23 protein-coding genes are annotated in these 21,404 nt (G+C 62.3%); 12 read left to right on the top strand and 11 right to left on the bottom strand.

Annotation, left to right across the window (positions count from 1 at the left end; all coding sequences use genetic code 11):
• The first annotated feature begins 10 nt into the window (after window positions 1–10).
• The 4 genes from ACGYLQ_RS03895 (at window position 11) to ACGYLQ_RS03880 (ending at window position 4,763) form a co-directional block, all read left to right on the top strand.
• Window positions 11–700: a type 1 glutamine amidotransferase gene (locus tag ACGYLQ_RS03895; protein WP_394440572.1), complete on the top strand. Its 690-nt coding sequence runs from the start codon at window positions 11–13 to the stop codon at window positions 698–700.
• On the top strand, window positions 700–2,061 hold the full coding sequence (locus tag ACGYLQ_RS03890; RefSeq protein WP_394440570.1) for a glutamine synthetase family protein: 1,362 nt from the start codon (window positions 700–702) through the stop codon (window positions 2,059–2,061). The genes ACGYLQ_RS03895 and ACGYLQ_RS03890 overlap by 1 nt, the downstream gene beginning before the upstream one ends.
• Before the next feature lie 14 nt (window positions 2,062–2,075).
• Window positions 2,076–3,380, top strand: a complete 1,305-nt coding sequence (locus tag ACGYLQ_RS03885) for an NAD(P)/FAD-dependent oxidoreductase (protein ID WP_394440568.1) — start codon at window positions 2,076–2,078, stop codon at window positions 3,378–3,380.
• 204 nt (window positions 3,381–3,584) lie between these two features.
• On the top strand, window positions 3,585–4,763 hold the full coding sequence (locus ACGYLQ_RS03880; RefSeq protein WP_394440566.1) for a DegT/DnrJ/EryC1/StrS family aminotransferase: 1,179 nt from the start codon (window positions 3,585–3,587) through the stop codon (window positions 4,761–4,763).
• A 31-nt stretch (window positions 4,764–4,794) separates the two neighbouring features.
• Here ACGYLQ_RS03880 and phaR read toward each other — a convergent pair whose 3' ends face one another.
• The 3 genes from phaR to ACGYLQ_RS03865 form a co-directional block, all read right to left on the bottom strand.
• A complete protein-coding gene (phaR, locus tag ACGYLQ_RS03875) occupies window positions 4,795–5,343 on the bottom strand; it encodes a polyhydroxyalkanoate synthesis repressor PhaR (RefSeq protein WP_271687875.1) in 549 nt (182 codons plus the stop codon).
• A gap of 143 nt (window positions 5,344–5,486) precedes the next feature.
• Entirely contained in the window at window positions 5,487–5,930 is a 444-nt protein-coding gene (locus ACGYLQ_RS03870; protein WP_067260985.1) for a phasin family protein, read from the bottom strand.
• 151 nt (window positions 5,931–6,081) lie between these two features.
• Window positions 6,082–7,887 carry a PHA/PHB synthase family protein gene (locus ACGYLQ_RS03865; RefSeq protein WP_394440564.1) on the bottom strand — a complete coding sequence of 602 codons (1,806 nt, stop codon included), beginning with the start codon at window positions 7,885–7,887 and terminating at the stop codon, window positions 6,082–6,084.
• A gap of 50 nt (window positions 7,888–7,937) precedes the next feature.
• Here ACGYLQ_RS03865 and phaZ point away from each other — a divergent pair, with 50 nt between their 5' ends.
• Window positions 7,938–9,269, top strand: coding sequence for a polyhydroxyalkanoate depolymerase (gene phaZ / locus ACGYLQ_RS03860; protein WP_067260982.1), 1,332 nt, complete (start codon window positions 7,938–7,940; stop codon window positions 9,267–9,269).
• 9 nt (window positions 9,270–9,278) lie between these two features.
• Here the strand turns inward: phaZ and ACGYLQ_RS03855 are convergent, their stop codons facing one another.
• From ACGYLQ_RS03855 to ACGYLQ_RS03845, 3 genes are all read right to left on the bottom strand, one after another.
• Window positions 9,279–9,989 carry an alpha/beta fold hydrolase gene (locus tag ACGYLQ_RS03855; RefSeq protein WP_067260980.1) on the bottom strand — a complete coding sequence of 237 codons (711 nt, stop codon included), beginning with the start codon at window positions 9,987–9,989 and terminating at the stop codon, window positions 9,279–9,281.
• Window positions 9,990–10,141: 152 nt separating this feature from the next.
• Window positions 10,142–10,894 carry an alpha/beta hydrolase gene (locus tag ACGYLQ_RS03850; RefSeq protein ID WP_394440562.1) on the bottom strand — a complete coding sequence of 251 codons (753 nt, stop codon included), beginning with the start codon at window positions 10,892–10,894 and terminating at the stop codon, window positions 10,142–10,144.
• Between the two features lie 51 nt (window positions 10,895–10,945).
• Window positions 10,946–12,232, bottom strand: coding sequence for an MFS transporter (locus tag ACGYLQ_RS03845; RefSeq protein WP_394440560.1), 1,287 nt, complete (start codon window positions 12,230–12,232; stop codon window positions 10,946–10,948).
• Window positions 12,233–12,404: 172 nt separating this feature from the next.
• Between ACGYLQ_RS03845 and thrS the strand changes: the two genes are divergently transcribed.
• The 5 genes from thrS (at window position 12,405) to ACGYLQ_RS03820 (ending at window position 17,069) form a co-directional block, all read left to right on the top strand.
• Entirely contained in the window at window positions 12,405–14,351 is a 1,947-nt protein-coding gene (thrS, locus tag ACGYLQ_RS03840) for a threonine--tRNA ligase (protein ID WP_394440558.1), read from the top strand.
• Between the two features lie 225 nt (window positions 14,352–14,576).
• Window positions 14,577–14,879, top strand: coding sequence for a DUF2282 domain-containing protein (locus ACGYLQ_RS03835; protein ID WP_271687884.1), 303 nt, complete (start codon window positions 14,577–14,579; stop codon window positions 14,877–14,879).
• Window positions 14,880–14,938: 59 nt separating this feature from the next.
• Window positions 14,939–15,784: a DUF692 family multinuclear iron-containing protein gene (locus tag ACGYLQ_RS03830; protein WP_394440556.1), complete on the top strand. Its 846-nt coding sequence runs from the start codon at window positions 14,939–14,941 to the stop codon at window positions 15,782–15,784.
• Complete coding sequence (locus ACGYLQ_RS03825; RefSeq protein WP_394440554.1) at window positions 15,781–16,539, top strand: putative DNA-binding domain-containing protein; 759 nt, start codon at window positions 15,781–15,783, stop codon at window positions 16,537–16,539. Before ACGYLQ_RS03830 ends, ACGYLQ_RS03825 begins: the two co-directional genes overlap by 4 nt.
• The gene (locus ACGYLQ_RS03820; protein WP_394440552.1) at window positions 16,536–17,069 is read left to right on the top strand and encodes a DoxX family protein; all 534 of its coding nucleotides are present in this window, start codon (window positions 16,536–16,538) and stop codon (window positions 17,067–17,069) included. Before ACGYLQ_RS03825 ends, ACGYLQ_RS03820 begins: the two co-directional genes overlap by 4 nt.
• Here ACGYLQ_RS03820 and ACGYLQ_RS03815 read toward each other — a convergent pair.
• Window positions 17,066–17,386: an arsenate reductase family protein gene (locus ACGYLQ_RS03815; protein WP_394440550.1), complete on the bottom strand. Its 321-nt coding sequence runs from the start codon at window positions 17,384–17,386 to the stop codon at window positions 17,066–17,068. The two genes, ACGYLQ_RS03820 and ACGYLQ_RS03815, sit on opposite strands and share 4 nt — an antisense overlap.
• A gap of 168 nt (window positions 17,387–17,554) precedes the next feature.
• Here ACGYLQ_RS03815 and ACGYLQ_RS03810 point away from each other — a divergent pair, with 168 nt between their 5' ends.
• The gene (locus ACGYLQ_RS03810; protein WP_067262111.1) at window positions 17,555–17,761 is read left to right on the top strand and encodes a cold-shock protein; all 207 of its coding nucleotides are present in this window, start codon (window positions 17,555–17,557) and stop codon (window positions 17,759–17,761) included.
• A gap of 54 nt (window positions 17,762–17,815) precedes the next feature.
• Here the strand turns inward: ACGYLQ_RS03810 and ACGYLQ_RS03805 are convergent, their stop codons facing one another.
• The 4 genes from ACGYLQ_RS03805 to ACGYLQ_RS03790 form a co-directional block, all read right to left on the bottom strand.
• Window positions 17,816–18,100 (bottom strand): hypothetical protein, encoded by a 285-nt coding sequence (locus ACGYLQ_RS03805; protein WP_394440548.1) that lies wholly within the window; start codon window positions 18,098–18,100, stop codon window positions 17,816–17,818.
• Between the two features lie 92 nt (window positions 18,101–18,192).
• Entirely contained in the window at window positions 18,193–19,377 is a 1,185-nt protein-coding gene (locus ACGYLQ_RS03800; RefSeq protein ID WP_394440546.1) for a cytochrome P450, read from the bottom strand.
• Window positions 19,378–19,420: 43 nt separating this feature from the next.
• On the bottom strand, window positions 19,421–19,900 hold the full coding sequence (locus tag ACGYLQ_RS03795) for a dihydrofolate reductase (protein ID WP_394440544.1): 480 nt from the start codon (window positions 19,898–19,900) through the stop codon (window positions 19,421–19,423).
• Window positions 19,900–20,733, bottom strand: a complete 834-nt coding sequence (locus tag ACGYLQ_RS03790) for a thymidylate synthase (protein WP_394440886.1) — start codon at window positions 20,731–20,733, stop codon at window positions 19,900–19,902. Before ACGYLQ_RS03790 ends, ACGYLQ_RS03795 begins: the two co-directional genes overlap by 1 nt.
• Before the next feature lie 223 nt (window positions 20,734–20,956).
• On the opposite strand from ACGYLQ_RS03790, the gene ACGYLQ_RS03785 reads away from it, so the two are divergent.
• Complete coding sequence (locus ACGYLQ_RS03785; protein WP_394440542.1) at window positions 20,957–21,391, top strand: VOC family protein; 435 nt, start codon at window positions 20,957–20,959, stop codon at window positions 21,389–21,391.
• Window positions 21,392–21,404 lie beyond the last annotated feature (13 nt).

Below are 21,404 nucleotides of genomic sequence, written 5' to 3'. Positions count from 1 at the left end.
CAGGTGACACATGAAAATCGGCATTCTGCAAACCGGCCACTCCCCCGATGACTTCCGCGAACAGCTCGGCGACTATGGGGAGATGTTCACCAAACTGCTGGATGGCCACGGGTTTGACTTTCAAATCTGGTCGGTCGTCGATGGCATCCTGCCCGACAGCGTGACGCAGGCCGACGGCTGGCTGATCACCGGATCGAAACACGGCGCCTATGAGGATCACGATTGGATCCCGCCGCTGGAGGAGTTCATCCGCCAGACCTATGCCGATGGCCGCCCCCTGATCGGCGTCTGCTTTGGGCATCAGATCATCGCCCAAGCGCTTGGCGGCAAGGTTGAGAAGTTTGCCAACGGCTGGTCCATTGGCCGCACCGAATACGATATAGACGGTGAGAAACTGGCGCTGAACGCGTGGCATCAAGATCAGATCGTGGAACTGCCCGAAGGGGCGCGTGTCGTCGCCTCATCGGACTTTTGCGCCTATGCAGCGCTGGCCTATGACGACCGCATCTGGACGGTGCAGCCGCATCCTGAATTCGGCCATGACTTCATCGATGGCTTGATCAAAACCCGTGGCAAGGGCGTGGTGCCTAAGCACCTGCTGGAACAGGCGACAGCCGCCTTGGGCGGCCCCATCGACAACCAAAAAATCGCGGACCAAATGGCCGCATTCTTTAAAGACAACAGGAAAGAGAGGGCCTGATGGCCGAGGATTGGACAGAAGCACTACCCGAAGCGGCGCGCGCCTATCTTGAGGGCCGGCGTCTGGACGAAGTGGAATGTATCATCCCCGACCTGCCCGGCATCGCCCGCGGCAAGGCCGTCCCGGCGTCGAAATTCGCGCGGCAAGAGTATTTCCACCTGCCCGACAGCATCTTTTACCAGACCATCACCGGCGAATGGGGCGAAGCGGCGGGCGATGACGGTTTCATCGAAAAAGACATGATCCTGCGACCGGATATGGACACGGCCACCGCCGCACCTTGGACCGGGGACTGGACGCTTCAGGTCATCCACGACGCCTATGACCGCAACGACAAGCCGGTGGCCTATTCGCCGCGCAATGTGCTCAAACGCGTGGTGCAACTTTACCGCGACAAGGGGTGGGAGCCGGTCGTGGCCCCCGAGATGGAGTTCTTCCTTGTGGCCCGCAACATCGACCCGGCCAAGGAAATCCTGCCGATGATGGGCCGCTCGGGCCGCCCGGCGGCGGCGCGTCAGGCCTATTCGATGACCGCCGTGGATGAATTCGGCCCCGTGATCGACGACATCTACGACTTTGCCGAGGCGCAGGGTTTCGAAATCGACGGCATCACCCAAGAGGGTGGCGCAGGCCAGCTTGAGATTAACCTGCAACATGGCGATCCGGTGCGGCTGGCCGATGAGGTGTTCTATTTCAAACGGCTGATCCGCGAAGCGGCGATGCGGCATGAGTGCTATGCCACCTTCATGGCCAAACCCATCGCCGATGAGCCGGGCAGCGCCATGCATATCCACCATTCGGTGCTGGACGTGAAAACCGGCGAAAACATCTTTGTCGATGCCGAAGGGCAAGAGACCGCCCCTTTCCGCCATTTCATCGCCGGTTTGCAAAACCACATGCCAAGCGCGCTCGCCGTGATCGCGCCCTATGTCAATTCCTACCGTCGCTACGTCAAGGATCACGCCGCGCCGATCAACCTTGAATGGGGCCGCGACAACCGCACCACGGGCATTCGCGTGCCGCTTTCGGGGCCAAAGTCGCGCCGGGTGGAGAACCGCCTAGCCGGGATGGACTGCAACCCCTACCTCGGCATCGCCGCCAGCCTTGCCTGCGGCTATCTGGGGCTGATCCAGCAGAAAGACCCGCTGCCCGAATTCAAGGGCGATGCCTATGTCGGCGAAGGGGATATTCCGCAAGTTCTGGGCCAAGCGCTCGACCTTTTCGAGGAGGCCACAGAGCTGCACGAGGCTTTGGGTCCGGATTTCGCCCGCGTCTATTCCATCGTGAAACGGGCGGAATATGAGGAGTTCCTACAGGTCATCTCACCTTGGGAACGTGAACATCTGCTGATGAACGTCTAACCCCCGGAGGCCCGATGAACCTGCTCTACGCCAATGACACGCCCGGCCAGTACCCCACCAGCTGGTACGCCGCCACCGCCACGAAACACGCGGCCTACCCGCCGCTTCAGGGTGATACGAAGGCTGATGTCTGTGTCGTTGGCGGCGGCTACACCGGGCTTTCCGCCGCGCTGCATCTGGCCGAGGCAGGTTACGACGTGGTGCTTTTGGACGCGCAGCGCGTGGGCTTTGGCGCCTCGGGCCGAAATGGCGGGCAATTGGGCTCGGGCCAGCGGGTCGAGCAGGACGGGCTCGAAAAGATGCTGGGCGAGGACCATGCCGCCAAGCTGTGGCAGATGGGCGAAGAGGCGAAGGAACTGGTCAAATCCCTCATCGCGAAACATGAGATCGATTGCCACCTGAAGCCCGGCGTGGCCTGGACCGGCTCAAGCGTATCTGACGTGCGTCATCTGCACGATTATGCCGAGCATCTGCAAAAGCGCTATGGCTATGATGAGATCGAAGTGTTGGATCACGCCGCGCTGCAATCGGTCTGCCCCTCGCCCGACTACAAGGGTGGCGTGCTCGACATGGGGGCCGCGCATCTGCACCCCCTGAACTACGCCCTCGGCCTTGCCCGCGCCGCTGCCGCCGCAGGCGTGCGCATTCATGAGACAAGCCCCGCCGAGAACATCGTCGAAGGCAGCAAGGCGCTGGTGCAAACCGCCACCGGCAGCGTCAGCGCCGATCATGTGGTGCTGGCCTGCAACGGCTATCTGGGCAAGCTCAACGGCGACGTGGCCGCCAAGGTCATGCCGATCAACAATTTCATCGCCGCGACCGAACCCTTGGGCGCGCGCGTGAAAGACGTGCTGCCCCGCGACGTGGCCGTGGCCGACAGCCGCTTCGTGGTGAACTATTTTCGCCTGTCGCACGACGGGCGGCTGCTGTTTGGCGGTGGCGAGAGCTATGGCTATCGCTTTCCGCAGGACATCGCCGCAAAGGTGCGCAAACCGATGTCGCAGGTCTTTCCGCAGTTGAAAGACGTTAAGATCGATTATGCTTGGGGCGGCACTCTTGGCATCACGATGAAGCGCCTGCCCTATGTGGCCCGGCTCGCGCCGAACATCCTCTCGGCCTCGGGCTATTCCGGTCACGGTGTTGGGACGGCGACCCATGCGGGCTATCTGATGGCCAAGGCGATCGAAGGGGATGCCGCGGGTTTCGACACGATGGCCGCGATCCCGACGCAAGCTTTCCCCGGCGGGGCCTCTCTGCGGAGCCCGCTTTTGGTGCTTGCGATGCTTTGGTATGCGACGCGGGATCGGTTGGGGCTTTGATTTTGCTCTGAGCGGTCGCGCGGGTTTGGCTGGTGGTGGAGTGCGGGGGCTCTGCCCCCATCGCGCCTTTGGCGCGCTTCCCCCGAGGGTATTTAGGAAAGGATGAAGGGGAAGAGGGGGTGGCCTGTTGTGGGGGCATCCCCCCTTGGTTTGCGCGGGCGTTTGTTTTACTATTCTGGAAATCATTATTCAGGATTTTGAAATATGGCTTTGCCCGACATGCACCGTGCCGAACCGATTCCTGCCGAAGCGGAAGCCGCAATTGCGGCGCTTTTGCAAAGTGGCGATCTTTTTCGCTATACTGCGGCCAAGGACGCGCCTGTTTCCCTTTTGGAGGTCGAATTCGCGCAGATGATGGGCAGTGAATATGCGCTGGCCGTATCCTCCTGCTCGGCCGCGCTGTTTCTGTCCTTGCTTGCTTTGGACCTGCCGGTTGGGGCGCCGGTGTTGATCCCGGGTTTCACTTTTGCTGCCGTGCCTTCTGCGGTGATCCACGCAGGCTGCAAGCCGGTGCTTTGTGAAGTGGGCGAGAATTACCGTGTGGATTTGGAGGATTTCGCCGCCAAACTGCCGGGCGTTCGGGCGGTGATCATCAGCCATATGCGGGGGCATACTTCGGATATGGATGCGATCATGGGGCTTTGCGAGGCCGCTGGCGTGCCGGTGATCGAAGACGCTGCCCATTCGCTGGGCACGCTTTGGCGGGGGCGGAAAATCGGGACGATTGGCAAGATCGGCTGTTTTTCCTTCCAGTCCTACAAGATGATCAACGCGGGCGAAGGCGGCATCCTGATCACCGATGACGCCGATCTGGTGGCGCGGGCGATCATCATGTCGGGCGCTTATGAGCATAATTGGAAGAAACACGCGGCCCTGCTAGACAGTTTTGCCAAGTGGCAGAACCGGCTGCCGCTGTACAATCTGCGCATGTCCAACCTTTCGGCTGCGATCATCCGGCCGCAATTGCCGCATTTGCCGCGCCGGGTGGCCAATGGGCTGCGCAATCACGATCACATGGCCGCACGGCTGGCGGCCTCCCCCTTGATCGAGGTGCCGAGCCCCCTGCCCGGTGAGACCCGCGCGCCGGATTCGATCCAGTTCAATCTGGCGGGCCTCTCTGACGCCAGCATCCGCGCTTTCGTGGCGGCGGCGGAGGCGGCGGGGGTGAAGGTGCAGGTCTTTGGCCAAAGCACCGACAACGCCCGCGCCTTTTGGAACTGGCAGTTCATCGAAGACCTGCCCGAGCTGCCGCGCACCCGCGCCATGCTGATGCGGGCCTGCGATGTACGGCTGCCTGTACAATTGACGCTGGAGGAGATCGACGCCGTGGCGGATGTGATTTTGGGCGCGCTGAGGGATGTGGCCGAGGCGCAGGCGGCCTGAGGCGGGCGCGCGACGCCCGCGTCTTCTGGGGTTAGTTCAGTTTTGACAGTTTGTCCTGCAACTCTGCCAACTGCTTTTTAATCGCGTCCAGATCGTCGCCCTGTTCGGCCTGCTGTTTGGGCGGCTCTGGCGTGGTGGATTTGGCCCAGCCGCCGGTCATCGCCTTCATGAAGGCTTCTTGCTGCGCCTGCATCGCTTCCATGCCGGGCATCTTGGCCATCGGGTTCATCGCGCTCATGTTTTCGATCGCCTTGGACTGGCCATCGCGCAGCATGTCGAAGGAGGCCTGCAGGAACTGCGGCACCACCGAGACGTTGCCTGACATATAGCTGCGCACCAGATCGGTCAGCACATCGACCGGCAAGACGGCTTCGCCCCGGCTTTCGTGTTCGGCGATGATTTGCAACAGATATTGCCGTGTCAGATCGTCGCCGGATTTCAGATCGACGATCTGAACCTCGCGCCCGTCGCGAATGAAACCGGCGATATCTTCCAGCGTGACGTAATCGCTTGTTTCGGTGTTGTAGAGCCTGCGGCTGGCGTAGCGTTTTATCAGCAAGGGCTTCGGTTTGTCCGCCATGATGTTACTCCCGACCAATGGTGCTGCATCGCAGCTTAGGACAGGGATCGGCAAATAGAAAGAGCGCATGACAAAAGGGCAGGCCCGTCTGGACCTGCCCTTTCTTTAAGCATTCCTTGGCGCTGGAGAGCCCAGCGTCGGATTTACTTCACAGTCGCTTTCTTGGCGGCAGCCTGTGCGGTGGCCACGCCTTCGGTGGTGGCGGCTTTGGCATCGCTTTGCAGGTCTTTACCAGCCGACATCATCAGCTCGACGGTGTCCATCTGAACCTTTTTCGCGATCTCGGCGAAGGCGGCCATATGCTCGGCCGCGGATTCGGCGGAGGCGGAGGCGAAATCGGTCATCGCTTTGGCATAGTCTGTGGGCTCGGCTTTGACCTTGGTCATCTCGGTCAGGCGGGCCAGCGTCTCTTTGGTCCAGGCGGTGGAGATGTCGGCGGATTTTTCAGCCGCGTCGAAGGCAACGCCGGAGAGTTTCTCGTTCAGGGTGGCGGTGTTTTTGAATGCGTCTTGCATGGCGGCGTTATCCACCGGGAAAGCGCCCAGAACGTCTTTGAACATCGCGGTCATGTCAGGTGTCTTGGTCATGTCTCAATCCTTTTAATGCTACTGTGGCAAGGGAGCGGGGAGACCCGTCCGTTTCGCGTCTGACCACAACATAGATGCCGCAGCGCAGCATTTCAAGGTTTTTTCTGCATTGCAGCATGAGCCCGAAGGGTGTTTGGATTACCTAAGGTAATCAGTTGTTTGCCTTACGGGTCACATAGCTGCCCGGGGCATCAGCGAGAATCTCGCGCCCATCGTCGCCGGGAAACCGTGCGGGAATCATTGCCCCTGCCCGTTTGGCCAGCCACTTGCCCCACCGCGGCCACCATGACCCTTCGTGAAAGGCGGCGGCCTCGCGCCATGCGGCGTAGTCCTGCGTGAGATCGCCGTTCACATAGTGGCCGTATTTCTTCCGATTGGGCGGATTGACGATGCCCGCGATATGGCCCGATTGCGCCATGATGAAGGTCTTGTCCTTCGACCCCATCTGCTGCACCCCGCGGTAGCAGTCTTTCCACGGCGCGATGTGATCCGTCTCGCAGGCCACGGCGCAGAGCGGCACCTCGATATCATCCAGCGTTAGCCGCTCTCCGAGCAGTTTGAAACCGCCCTCGGCCAATTCGTTTCGCTGGCAGAGACCGCGCAGGTATTGCATTGCCATCTGCCCCGGCAGATTGGCCCCGTCGCCGTTCCAATAGAGCAGGTCAAAGGCCGGGGGCGTCTCGCCCATCATGTAGCTGCGCACGGCGGGGCCATAGACCAAATCGTTGGACCGCAGGAATGAAAAGGTGCGCGCCATGACGACCGAGGGAAGAATGCCCTTATCCGCCGTCTCGGCCTCGATCCCGTCGATGAAGTCATTGGTGAGGAAGGGCTGAAACTCCCCCTGATCCGAGAAATCGGTAAGCGCGGTGAAGAAGGTGGCGGATTTGATCGAGCTATCGCCACGCTTTTTCAGCAGCGACAGGGTCAGCGCCAGCGTGGTGCCGGCAATGCAATAGCCCACCACGTTGAGGCGCTTTTCCTGAGTGATCGCCTTCACCTCTTCGATCGCGGCGAGGTATCCTTCTTCGACGTAATCCTCCATGCCGATCTGGGCATAGCTGGCATCGGGGTTCACCCATGAGACGATGAACAGCGTGTGCCCCTGATCGACCAGCCATTTGACGAGACTGTTCTGCGCCTTGAGGTCGAGAATGTAGAACTTGTTGATCCAAGGCGGGAAGATCAGCAGCGGGGTTTTATGCACCTCTTCGGTGCTGGGGGTGTATTGAATCAACTCGAACATGCGGTTGCGAAACACCACCTTGCCCGGTGTGGTGGCGATGTTGCGGCCCAGCTCAAAGGCGCTGTCATCCGCCAGTTTCACGACCAGCTCGCCATTGTTGGCCTCCAGATCCGCGATCAGGTTTTCTAGACCCTTCACGAGGCTCTCGCCCTCGGTCTCAACCGCGCGTTCCAGCACGTCGGGATTGGTGGCAAGGAAGTTGGTCGGGGACATCATCGCGATGATCTGCTGGCTGAAATAGACCAGCCGCTTTTTCTCGGCCGGGTCCATGTCTTGGGCATCTTCGACCGCTTGGCGCAGCGCCTCGGCGTTGAGCAGATACTGCTGTTTGATGAAGTTGAAATAGGGATGCGTCTGCCACAGCGGGTTGGCGAAACGTTTGTCGGTCGGCGCGTCCTCTTCAACCGGGGCCAGACCGCCTTTGGCCAGCGCCTGCTGCGCCTCAACGAAATGGGCGACCGATTTGGTCCAATAGCCCATCTGATGCTCCATCAAACGGGCCGGATTGGTCATCGCCTCGGCCCAGTAAGACTGTGCCGCCTTGGCGAAAAGCTGTTGGTTCGGCGCGTCCAACGCAGGCTGATGGCCCTCGCGCTGCGCCATCACACGGGTCAGGCGCTGGCTTAATTCTTCAACCTTTTTCAAGTTTTGCGCCATACGAGACAGGGCTTGAGGCTCCGCAATCTCGGGATTCTCGGATTCTGTTGTCATCTTAACCCTTACCTCCTATCTTCGCAGGTGCAGCATAAAGGAGCCCCCACATGCGCTATATGGCCACCTACGACATGATGGAGTCCATCCGGAACACCAATCAATGGCTCGGCGCTTCTGCGCTTGCTATGGCATCCTACCCGGCTTTCTCTCTGTTTCCAAACCCTGCGATGGAATGGCTCGCCGCTTGGGGTGAGGTGACGGAACGGACCTTTGCCCGCATGGTCGTGAAACCCGATTGGGACATCCCCCCGGTGGTCGGCCCCAAGGGGCAGGACTGTCTGGTCAGCATCGAGCCGGTGATGGAACGGCCCTTTGGCGATTTGCTGAAATTCTCGGTCCAAGGCCGCGAAGAGACGGGCCGCAAGGTTCTTTTGGTCGCGCCGATGTCGGGTCATTACGCCACGCTGCTCCGTTCCACTGTGATCTCCCTGCTGCCTGATTGCGACGTCTATGTGACGGACTGGCACAATGCGCGTGATATTCCAGTTAGCGCGGGCAAGTTCGACATCGAGGATTATACGCTCTACCTCGTTGATTTCATGCATCACCTTGGCCCCGACACCCATGTGATCGCGGTCTGTCAGCCTGCGCCGCTCACATTGGCCGCCACCGCCTATCTGGCCGAGGAAGCGCCCGAAGCGCAGCCGCGCACATTGACGCTGATCGGCGGGCCGATTGATCCCGATGCCGCGCCCACGGATGTGACCGATTTCGGCCATAGCGTGACCATGGGCCAGCTTGAGCAGATGATGATCCAGCAGGTCGGCTTCAAATACGCGGGCGTGGGGCGCAAGGTCTATCCGGGGCTGTTGCAGCTTACCTCTTTCATCTCGATGAACAATGACACTCACCGCGATGCCTTTGCCAATCAGATCACCCGCGTGGCGCAAAAGACGGCGCATGAGCATGACAAGCACAACAAGTTCTACGACGAATACCTCGCCGTGATGGACATGCCGGCGGAGTTCTACCTGTCGACCGTGCAGCGGATTTTCAAAGAGCGCGAGATCGCGCGCAACGTCTTCACCGTGGCGGGCCGTCAGGTCGACATCGGCAAGATCACCACCGTCGCCGTCAAAACGGTCGAGGGCAGCAAGGACGACATTTCGGCCCCCGGCCAGTGCATTGCCGCTCTTGATCTGCTGACCGGGTTACCGGATGCCAAGAAGGCCAGCCATCTTGAGCAGGGCGCGGGCCATTACGGGATCTTCGCGGGCAAAAGCTGGCGCAACAACATCCGGCCCTTGGTGCTCGACTTTATCGACGCGAACAACGGCACGCCCGAGCCGCAGAACCCTGCGCCACAAACGCCCGGGCCGCAAAAGCCCGCCTCTCAGAAAACCGAGGCCAAGAAGAGCGATAAACCGGCAGCGGCCTGACCCGCTGCCCTATTGCAGCACCAGAGGTTGATGCAGCCAGTCGCGCAGCGCGGCGGTGGTCGCCTCTGGCTGCTCTAGGCTGGGCAGATGGCCCGCATCCTCAAGTACCGTTAGCTTGGCATAGGGGATCATTTCGGCCATGAAGGCATGGCGTTTGACCGGGCAGAGCGCGTCATGCTCCCCACAAAGCACCAGCGCGGGCACCTTGCATTTGCGCAGCACCGCCTGCTGATCGCGCCGCCGTTGCAAAGCGCGGGATTGGCGGACGAAGACATCGCCGCCCAGCGTCTCAGCCATCTCCATCGCGCGGGTCAGCACCTCGCCCCGTCCCTTGCCGGGGGCAAGGAAACCATTGGCCATCCGCGCCTGCATCGCCTCCCCCAGCTTGCCCGACTGCGCCATGATGATCTGCGGTTCACGGTCCGCGGCAATGGCGGGCAATTCGGCCAGCACGTGGGTGGCCAAGAGGGCAATGCGGCTGATCCGGTCGGGCGCGCGGCGCAGCAATTCCAGCGCCACCACACCGCCCATGCCCTGCCCCACCAGCGCGAAACGCGGCGGCAGTTGATCCAACAGGCCCGAGGCGATCTCCTCGATCCGTTCGCCTTGGGTGATCGGGGCCAGCACCACGGTCCCGCGCGGGGAGAGCGCTTGGATCTGCGGCGTGAAGACACGCGCGTCGCACATCATGCCGGGCAGCAGAACGATCGGCTCAGCCATTGGGCAGGCTCCGGTGCGGTATGCGGTTGAAATAACGTGGTTTCATGCCGTCCCCCTTGGGTTTGGCGGTCTCTTAGCATGGGTGGTTTCGGGGGACAGCGGGGCGCAGGCGCGTCGGCGGTTCCATGCCCGCGCCCTTGGTCACCCCTTGGTCACCCCGCTTCGTCGGAGACCGCGTTGATCGCCTCCACGATCATCGCCAGACAGCGCGCGTCCGAGAAACGGTGATCGGCATCCTTGACCAGCGTCAGTTGCATATCGGGGCTTTGCGCATGCTCCAACAGCCGCACCGCCGTGGCCGTGCTGACGGCGGTGTCCGCCGTGCCCTGCAACAGGCGCACCGGGAACGGCAGGTTCAGCGGATCGCGCAGCACCAACCGCTTGCGCCCGTCCTCGATCATCCGCCGGGTGATGACATAGGGCTCCATATAGTCCGACGGCAATTCGACCTGCCCGACCTCTTCCAAGGTCTGTTTCTGCGCCTCGGTGAAATTCGCCCAATAGCCATCTTCGGTGAAATCGGGGGCCGCGGCGATGCCGACCAGCCCGGCGACCCGCTCGGGCAGATGCCGCGCCAAGAGCAGCGCCTGCCAGCCGCCCATCGAGGAGCCGACAACAATCAGCGGCCCCTCGGTCAGCGCCGCGACTGCGGCCAGCGTGTCTTCGTGCCAATCGCCGATGCACCCTTCGGTAAATAGGCCCGACGATTCCCCATGGCCGGAATAGTCGAACCGCAGAAAGGCGCGCCCCTCGGCCCGCGCCCAGTCTTCGAGATAGACCGCCTTGGTCCCCATCATGTCGGACTTCAGCCCGCCCAGAAACACCACGCAGGGCCCCGCCCCTTCGGTCTTGTGATAGGCGATGCGCCGCCCCTGCGGCGTGTCGATGAATTTGCTGTCTGCCATGCTGCCTCCGTCTTTTGTCCAATCATGGGCATCGGCGCGGATGAGGGCAAGTCAGTCCTCGGACAGATGCTCAACCTCCGGCAGCCAATGGGCCAACACGGCGGCGGCCAGCGCCATGACGGCAAAAAGCATCAGCGTCGCCTGCGCCCCGATCAGCGCGGCCCCGCCGCCCAACACGCCCGCCAGCAGCAAGAGCAGCCCGATCACCGTATTGCTCACCGCCGCATAGGCCGCGCGCTGGTCTTTCGGGGCCATGTCGACCAGATAGGTCGACCGCCCCTGCCGCACACCGTGATAGGCGATCATCAGGATGAAGAGCACGGCAGGCATCGCCCAGACCGCCTGCGCCAGACCAAGGAACCACAGCCCCACCGCCAGCGCCATCGCCACTGCGCCAACGACGCCCGTCAGCATCAGCACACGGCGGCTCGACATATCCGACAGCCGCCCCCAGACGTAGGAGCTGACCAAAGACGCCAGCGCCGAGGCCAGCACCAAGGCGCCCAATTGGCCCAACTGCCCGCTCTCTGATGAGCCAGCAAGCACCACCAAATAGGGCGGCGCCAGCGCGGTAGAGACCAAGAGCCCGCGCACCAGAATGAAGAGCCACAGATCGCGGTTGCCGCGCAGCAGTTTGAAATCCACGCCATCGGCCTTCTCGGTCTCGCTCGGCGTTTCCATGATCGTCGAGAACAACAGCGCCGCGCCGATCCATAGGGCCGCCGCCAGCGCGATGGCTGCCACGACGACACCCCGGCTTTGAAACAGGCCCGACATCAAAAGCCCCGCAAAGATCACCACCCCGACCGAGGAAACCGACCCCGCCAAGCCGGTCACCGATCCGCGCCGGGTCTTACCCACGGTCTTGCCCAGAATTTCCTTGAACGACACCGAACAGGCCGCGCGGCAAACGGCGAGCAGCGCCAGCGCGGCGCAGACCGCATAGCCCGCCATGGCCCCCTCAAGGCTCAGCGCAGCAAGGGCGATCAGCCCCGCCGCCACCCCCTGCCCGACCGAACCCCAGACCCAAGCCCATTTGCGCCGCGCCATGCGCTGCACCACGCCCGCCAACGCAATCTGCGGCAAAAGCGACCCCGCCTCGCGGATCGGCACCAATGCGCCCGCGAAAACCGCAGGCGCGCCGAGGGCGCTCAACAGCCAAGCCAAGACCAGTTTCGGGTCGATCAGACCATCGGCCACTTTGGTCATCGACAGCGACACGACATGGCGCAGCCCGTTGCGCGCCTCGGCCCTTTGCGCCTTGTCGTCCAACCCCGGTGCCGGGTCGTCCGCCCCCGAAATCGTCTCGAATGCGCGCTGCGCCGTGTCGTCTTGCATCTGACCGATCCTCATTGTTGCCCGCCTGACATAGCGCGCCATCGCCCTGCCGCAACTTTCCCGAAGCGGCCCCGCTTGCATTGACAAGCCGCGCCCGCCCCGCCACATAGGTCCAACACATAACCCGCAACCGGGCGTCTCGTAGGCGCCAAACCGACGAGGAGCGCCCAAGATGGCCCAAATCTCCCTCACCCTTCCCGATGGCAACAGCCGGCAGTACGACGCCGGGATCACCGCTAGTGAAGTGGCTGCCGATATCTCTAAATCGCTCGGCAAAAAGGCCATTAGCGCCACCGTGAACGGCGCGCATTACGATCTGGCCTGGCCGATCGAAGCCGACGCCAGCATCGCCATCCACACCACGGCCGACGAAGAACAGGCCAACGAGCTGGTGCGCCACGACCTTGCGCACATCATGGCCCGCGCCGTGCAGGAAATCTGGCCCGACACCAAGGTCACCATCGGCCCGGTGATCAAGGACGGCTGGTATTACGACTTTGACCGCGAAGAGCCCTTCACCCCTGAGGATCTCGGCCTCATCGAGAAAAAGATGAAGGAGATCATCAACAAGCGCGACCCCGTCCGCACCGAGGTCTGGGACCGCGCCCGCGCGATCAAACATTACGAAGACCTGAACGAGCCCTATAAGGTCGAGCTGATCGAGGCGATCCCCGGCGACGAGCCTTTGCGCATGTATTGGCACGGCGACTGGCAAGACCTCTGCCGCGGCCCGCACCTGCAACACACCGGACAGGTGCCGGGCGACGCCTTCAAGCTGATGTCCATCGCCGGTGCCTATTGGCGCGGCGACAGCAGCCGCGCCATGTTGCAGCGCATCTACGGCGTGGCCTTCACCGGCAAGGAGAAACTGCGCGCCCATCTCAACATGCTGGAGGAGGCCGCCAAACGCGACCACCGCAAGCTGGGCAAGGAAATGGGTCTGTTCCACATGCAGGAAGAGGCGCCCGGCCAAGTCTTCTGGCACCCCAACGGCTGGCGCATCTACACCACCCTGCAGGATTACATGCGGCGGATGCAGGACCGCGACGGCTATGTCGAGGTGAACACCCCGCAGGTCGTGGACCGCAAGCTGTGGGAAAAATCCGGCCACTGGGACAAATATCAGGAGAATATGTTCATCGTCGAAGTGGACGAGGACCATGCCCGCGAAAAGGCGGTGAATGCGCTCAAGCCGATGAACTGCCCCTGCCATGTGCAAGTGTTCAACCAAGGTCTGAAATCCTACCGCGATCTGCCGCTCCGGATGGCCGAGTTCGGCTCCTGCGCGCGCTACGAGCCTTCGGGCGCGCTGCACGGCATCATGCGGGTGCGCGGCTTTACCCAAGACGACGGCCATATCTTCTGCGCTGAGGATCAGATCACCTCGGAAACCGCGAAGTTCATCGCCTTCCTGTCCAAAGTCTATGCCGACCTCGGCTTCCATAACTGGACCATCAAACTCTCCACCCGCCCCGAAAAGCGGATCGGCTCGGACGAGACCTGGGACCACATGGAACAGGCGCTTGGCGATGCCTGCAAGGCCGCGGGCTATGACTTCGAGGTGCTCGAGGGCGAAGGCGCCTTCTACGGCCCGAAGCTGGAGTTCACCCTGACCGACGCCATCGGGCGCAACTGGCAATGCGGCACCCTGCAAGTCGACGCGAACCTGCCCGAACGGCTGGAGGCGAGCTTCATCGGGCAGGACGGCAATAAGCATCGCCCCGTGATGCTGCACCGCGCCACCCTGGGCAGTTTCGAGCGGTTCATCGGCATCCTGATCGAGGAACACGCCGGCAAGCTGCCCTTCTGGATCGCGCCGCGGCAGGTCGTTGTGGCCTCCATCACCTCCGAGGCTGATAACTATGTGGCAGAGGTCGTGGAAACGCTGAAGGCTGCGGGCGTCCGGGCCGAGGCGGACATGCGCAACGAGAAGATCAACTACAAGGTCCGCGAGCATTCGCTGGGCAAGGTGCCGGTGATCCTCGCCGTGGGCGCGCGCGAAGTCGAAGAGCGCACGGTCTCGGTCCGGCGTCTGGGGCAAAAGCAGACATCCGTACAGCCGCTCGACGCACTCACCGCCGAACTGGCACAGGACGCGACCCCGCCTGACCTGCGCTAACGCACTGTAACAAACATGCGCTCCGGCGGGTTTGCGGGCAATATGCCCCCTACCCGCCGGAGCGTTTTTGTAACAATCCCTCCCTTCCTGCGCGGGATCGTTACAACTTTCGCTGTTTTTCCGCGCGAATTCTGACGGGACTGTGACACACTCGCTCGTGACTGGCTTGTGAGCGAACGGGCTGCTCTAGTAAGCCTGTCAACACCATCAGGAAGGAAAATGACAATGTCCAACACACTCAAGACCGCCGCCATCGCAGGGGCCGTCGCCGCCGCACTCGGCAGCCACGCCACCACCGCAACCGCCGCCTCGCAAGAGAAATGCTACGGCGTGTCGCTGGCTGGTGAGAACGACTGCGCCGCTGGCCCCGGCACGACCTGCGCCGGCACCTCCGTGACCGACTATCAAGGCAACGCATGGACCCTCGTCGACGAAGGCACCTGCGCCGAGATTGACCTGCCCGCCATGGCCGACGGGACCGAGCGGACCGGCTCTCTGGAGCCGCTCGATCGCGACCTGCCCGCTTGATCAAAGCGGTCCGGGCGGCACCCGCCCGGACCCTGCCCCGCCCCATGCCGGAGGCCGATATGCGCGACGATACCCCCCCTCTCACCACGCTGCCCAATGCCCCCGGGGTCGGATATAAATCCCGGCACTTCGATGGCTTGATGGCCGATCCCGGCCCGGTCCGCTGGATCGAGGTGCATGCCGAGAACTACATGGGCGACGGTGGCCGCCCCCATGCGCAGCTGCGCGCCTTGCAGGAACGTTTCGCCCTGTCGGTTCATGGCGTCGGCCTGTCGATCGGCGGCGAAGGCCCCCTCGACACAGACCACCTCGCGCGGCTCAAGACCCTCTGTGACCGAACCCAGCCTGCGTCCTTCTCCGAACATCTGGCTTGGTCGACCCATGGGATGGAGTATCTCAACGACCTCCTCCCCCTGCCCTATACCGAAGAAACGCTGACCCGCGTCGCCGCGCATATCAATCAAGTGCAAGAGGTCTTGGGGCGGCAAATGCTGCTCGAAAACCCCTCCAGCTACCTCGCATTCGAAGAATCCGACTTGTCCGAAACCGACTTTTTAGCCGAGGTTATCGCGCGAACCTCCTGCGGACTCTTGCTGGATGTCAACAATGTCTTCATTTCGGCCACCAACCTCGGCCTATCCCCGCAGGGCTACATCGACGCCTTCCCGACAGACCATGTGGGAGAGATCCATGTGGGCGGCCATGACGACGACACCGACGATCACGGCGCGCCGCTGTTGATCGACAGCCATGGCAAAGAGGTCGTCGATCCGGTCTGGGACCTGCTCAGCTACACGCTGTCCCAAATCGGTCCAAAGCCGGTACTGGTCGAGTGGGACAATGACGTGCCCGACTGGCCCGTCCTGCGGGCCGAAGCTAATCGCGCCGCCGAGGTGCTGGCGTGACCGACCAGCACAGTTTTCGCGCGGCGCTGCTCGATCCCGCGCGCCCCGCCCCCGCGGGGCTGCGCGATGGCAAGGGGCAACCGGCGGGCGCGCGCTATGGCGTCTATCGCAACAATGTCACCCATTCCCTGATCGTGGCCCTCGAAGTGGCCTTTCCGCTGGTGCGCAAACTGATCGGTGCCCGCAATTTTGCCGAACTCGCGCCGCTCTATGTCCGGGCGCATCCGCCGAAATCGCCGATGATGATGCATTATGGCGCCGATTTCCCGGGGTTTATCGCAGGTTTCGCGCCACTGGCGAAAATAGGCTATCTCGCCGATGCCGCAAGGCTCGACCTCGCGCTGCGGTCCTCCTACCACGCCGCCGACGCGACACCGCTTGATCCGCAGACCTTCGAGGCGCTCCCTCCCGATGCGCTGATGGGGGCCAAGCTCACCCTCGCCCCCGCAACCCGCCTTTTGCGATCAGATTGGCCGCTTTTCGACATCTGGCGCTATAATTTCACCGAGAACGCGCCCAAACCGCGCAACGTGGCGCAGGACGTGGTGATCACCCGCCCCGCCTATGATCCCGCCCCGCATCTGGCGCCGCCCGGCGCGGCGCAATGGCTCGGTCACCTCTCAGAGGGGCGGACCTTCGGGGCGGCTCATGAAGCCACAGTCGGTACCGCACCTGAGTTCGACCTTGCCGCCGCCCTAGGCTTTGCCCTGAGCCACGGCGTCTTCAGCGCGATTTCCGTGGAGGAAAGCCAATGACCCGATTTCTGCCCCTTTCCCGCACCGCCGCCGACCGACTAGCGCGGGCAGACTGGCTGCTTCCGACCCTTGCGCGTTTCCTCTTTGCCGCGGTGTTGCTGGTCTATTTCCTGAACGCCGGTCTGACCAAACTCGGCCCCGGCCCTTTGGGCATCTTCACCCCCTCCACCGGGGCCTACGCCCAGATCTTCCCCCGCGTTTTCGAGGCGGTCGGCTATGACAGCGACGCGCTTGGGCTGTTTCATTGGCTCGTCGTCGTCGCCGGAACGGTGGCGGAGTTCATCCTGCCCCTGCTTATCGTCATCGGCCTGCTGACCCGGCTGGCCGCGCTGGCAATGGTGGGCTTTGTCGTGGTGCAATCGCTGACCGATCTCTACGGCCACGGCAGCGCCCTCGGCGCGTGGTTCGACCGTTTCCCCGACGCCCATATCCTCGACCAGCGGGCGCTCTGGATCTTCTTGCTTTTGGTGCTGGTCATCAAAGGGGCCGGCCCCCTGTCACTGGACCGGCTGATAGCAGGCCGCAGTTAAAGCATCGCTTGAACGTCGGCTTCTATCTCTTTGTTCCACCCTAGAAATAGCCGATCACCCGCCGCAATCAGGGGGCGCTTCATCAGGGCCGGATGGGCTTGGATCAGGGCCAGTGGCGCTTCCTTGCGGGCCGCTTCATCCAAACCCCGCCACGTGGTCGAACGGGTGTTGAGCAAGGCCGCACCGAACTGCGCGTGGGCCTTCTCCAAGACCGCTGTGGGCACGCCCTCCTCCCGCACGTCGACCAATTGCGCCTCTGGCAGCGCTTTTTTCGCCTTGCGACAGCTGTCGCAATTTTTCAGCCCATAAATTAGCACATCCGTCTCCCTCAGACTCGCGATCCCGCGCCCATTTGCGGATCTCGCAGCTGATCGCTTGATTTTTTTCCAGTCCGCGCGATCTTTCTATTATGGCGGGTCGCAATTCAATCGCTTTCGCCATTCTGCTGGACGCAGAGACGCAAAGACAAAGAAGGCGCGGAGATTATGCCAACTGGCACCGTGAAATGGTTCAACACCACCAAAGGCTACGGGTTCATCGCCCCCGAAAGCGGCGGTAACGATGTATTTGTCCATATTTCGGCGGTCGAACGGTCTGGCCTGACCGGCTTGGCGGACGATCAAAAGGTCAGCTATGAACTGACCGAAGGCCGCGACGGACGGCAGATGGCCACCGACCTCGCGCTGCTCTAGCCACGATATTGCAAGAAAACACCCGGCGTCCCGCGCCGGGCGTTGCTTGAAAGATCAGTTATACGAGCAGCCCTTGGCCCCAACCGGGCAAGGCACGCGGGCTGAACGGCGCGGTGTGACCACGCGGTGACGGCGCTGCACGGGGTGCGCCTTAACCTCGGCATAGGTCATGGTCTGGTTCGGCGTGCCACAACAAATCGCCCCGCCAAGGGTCACCGGCTGGAGCCCCGCCGGGCAGTAATTTGCGGAACTGGGATAGGCGTAAACTTTGGGCTCTGCCGAGACCTGACCGGCCAGCCCGGCTGTAAGCAGCCCTGCCGCCACTGCAATAGCTGTCATTACACGCATGATAACCCTCGTAATTATGTATAATATTAACGAAGATTGCCGGGGCGATTTCTTTTAGTCCAGTCTTTTATGGCAGGCTCGCTTTAGTTCAGCCGCGCCGGGAGCGTCGCATAGCCGTGAAAGCGGATGCGCCCGCCCCCCTGCCGAGCCGCGCCAATTTCATAATTCGGGTAACGGTTCAGGAAGCGTTGAAGCGCGATCTTCCCTTCCATCCGCGCCAAAGTCAGCCCCACGCAGACATGCGGGCCACCGGCAAAGGCCAGATGCCGATTGGGCTTGCGCCCGATATCGAATTTTGTCGGCTCCTCAAAGACTTCCGGGTCGCGGTTCGCAGCCCCGATACAAAGGTGCAGGTTGCTGCCTGCGGCGATCTCGACCCCGCCGATGGTGACCGGGGCCGTGGTTTCCCGGTTGCCGAATTGGTTGGGCGAGCGGCAGCGCAGCACCTCTTCGATACAAGGCCCGATCAGAGCAGGCTCGGCCAGCAGCCGCGCCTTTTGGTCGGGATGGTCATGCAACAGCGCAAGGGCGCTGCCGATCAGATTGGTCGTCGTCTCATGGCCCGCGTTCAGGATGAAAATACAGTTTTGGATCAACTCGATCTCGGTCAACTGCCCCCCGTCATCCCCGGCGATCAACCGGGTCAACACATCGGTTTCAGGATCCCCCGGCGCGGCCCGGCGCCGCGCGATGAGGTCTTGCAGATAGGCTTTGAACTCCCGCACCGCCGCATGGCCCGTCTCAAGCTCTGCATCGCTCAAGGTTGGCTCCAGCGCGCCGAGGATCGCCAGCGACCAATCGCGAAGCGGGCCGCGCTCCTCCATCGGCACGTCCAGCAGGTTGCCGATGATCTGCACCGGGATACAACTGGCATAGTCCTCGATCAGGTCCGGCGTGGGGCTCAGCCCCTCAAGCAGCCGGTCGACCGTATCGATCAACCCCGGCTCCATCCGCGCCAGCGCCTTGGGCGTGAGGGCCGAGGTCATGATCCGCCGCACGCGGGTATGCAAAGGCGGGTCATTGAAAACGAGGCTGGTGGTATGATGTTCGAACAAGGGGCTGCCGGGGCCGAATTTCGGCGCGAAGGCCAGTTTCTTATCCGAGATATAAAGCGTGGTGTCGCGGTAGATCGCGTTCAGGTCCGCATGGCGGCAAATCAGGACCGAGCCGTCAGGCTGGCGCAGCACCGGGGCCTCGCGCAGCAGGCGGTCGTAATGGGGGAACGGGTTCTCGACAAACCCTTCGGGCGGTGCGGATAGATCAAACATGGCCCGCAGTGATGCCCGCCGCGCGGCCTATGTCAATGGCCGGTCAGCAGCGGCGCAGCCACTCCCGCGCGATGGCACGCGGACTGGATGTGCGCAGGCAAAGGTTGCCCAATTCGATCCATTCGTCTGGGTCAAACGCGGGAAAGAACGCATCGGCGCCGTCGATCTCCACATCCACTTCGGTCACCAAAAGCCGGTCCGCAAGGGGCAAAAGCGCACGGTAGATGCCTTCGCCGCCGATGCCATAGACCCGGCGATAGCCCTCTGCTGCGCAATAGCCCAAAGCGGCTTGCGGGTCGCGCGCCACATGGACGCCCTCGACCTCGCTGCTGGAGACAACGCAATTCAACCGGTTTTTCAGTGGCTTGAAGGGCAAGCTCTCCCAGGTACGGCGCCCCATGATGATGGCCCCGCCGGTGGTTTCGCGCTGAAAGAATTTCAGGTCTTCGGGCAGTGACCAAGGGATATCCCCGTCTTTGCCAATGGCGCCGTTGCGGGCGCGGGCGACGATCAGGCTCAGCATCAGACGGCCACCGGAGCTTTGATCCCGGGGTCGGGATCATAGCCCTCAAAGGTGAAATCCTCATAGCGGAAATCAAAGATCGAGCTGACCTCGCGGTTGATCCGCAGTTTTGGCAGCGGCTTGGGCGTCCGCGCAAGCTGGGTTTTCACCTGCTCCAGATGGTTGGAATAGATATGCGCGTCACCCATGGAATGCACGAAATCACCCGGCGCGTAGCCCGTGACATGGGCCAGCATTTCCAAGAGCAGCGCGTAGGAGGCGATGTTGAACGGCACGCCGAGGAACATATCCGCCGAGCGCTGGTAAAGCTGCAAATGCAGCTTGCCACCGGCGATGCGCACCTGCCAGAGCGTATGGCAGGGCGGCAGCGCCATCTGGTCCACCTCGCCCGGATTCCACGCCGAAACGATCAGCCGGCGGCTGTCGGGGGTCTTGCGGATTGCCTCGACCAGTTTGGCGATCTGATCGACCTGCCCGGCTTGATGCAGCACCGTGCCATCGGGCTGGGGCATCGGTTCACCCACCATCGGAAAACGCCGCCACTGGTGGCCATAGACCGGGCCGAGATCGCCGTTCTCATCGGCCCATTCGTCCCAGATGCGAACGCCGTTTTCCTTGAGATAGGCAATGTTCGTATCCCCGGCGAGGAACCACAAAAGCTCATGCACGATGGATTTCAGATGCAGCTTTTTCGTGGTGACCAGCGGAAAGCCTTCGGCCATCCGGTAACGCTGTTGCATCCCGAAATGAGAGATTGTCCCCGTTCCCGTGCGATCGGTCGAGGTCACCCCCTGCTCCAGCACTTCGCGCAGCGCATCATGGTACTGTTTCACGCGGGCTTCCTCATCATTCGTGGCGGTTGCTTCTGCATAGCCTTCCGGGCCCTCGGCCTCAAGCCGATCAACAGACATCGCGCACCCACTTTGACACCGCCGGTTTCGCCCCTATCCTCCACCGCGAAGCGCGAAGGGTTGATTTGCCCCCGCCCGCTTTGAACGACATTCAAGCTTGGAAGGGGCGCCGCCCCGTTCAGGCCAGCCAACCAAAGGAAAACCGATGCCCATCAAATACCTGCACACCATGGTGCGCGTGAAAGATCTCGACGCCTCCATCGCATTTTACAAACTTCTGGGCCTGGTCGAGCGGCGCCGGATCGACAACGAAGGGGGCCGTTTCACGCTGGTTTTCCTCTGCCCCCCGGGCATGGACGACGGTCACGCCGATGTTGAGCTGACCTACAATTGGGACGGCGACGACGCGCTGCCCAGCGACAGCCGCCATTTCGGCCACCTCGCCTATACGGTCGAGAATATTTATGAGACCTGCCAGCACCTGCAAGACAACGGCGTGACCATCAACCGCCCGCCGCGCGACGGGCGCATGGCCTTTGTCCGCTCACCCGACAATATTTCCGTCGAACTGCTGCAAGAGGGTGACCCCCTGCCCGCGCAGGAGCCATGGGCCAGCATGGAAAACACCGGCCATTGGTAAGGGGTGCCGCCCG

It is taken from the genome of Sulfitobacter sp. 1A12779, from assembly GCF_043557315.1.
Taxonomy (GTDB): Bacteria; Pseudomonadota; Alphaproteobacteria; order Rhodobacterales; family Rhodobacteraceae; genus Sulfitobacter; species Sulfitobacter faviae.
Note: the sequence above shows the minus strand (reverse complement) of the source record. Positions and strands in the feature narration are given on the sequence as shown.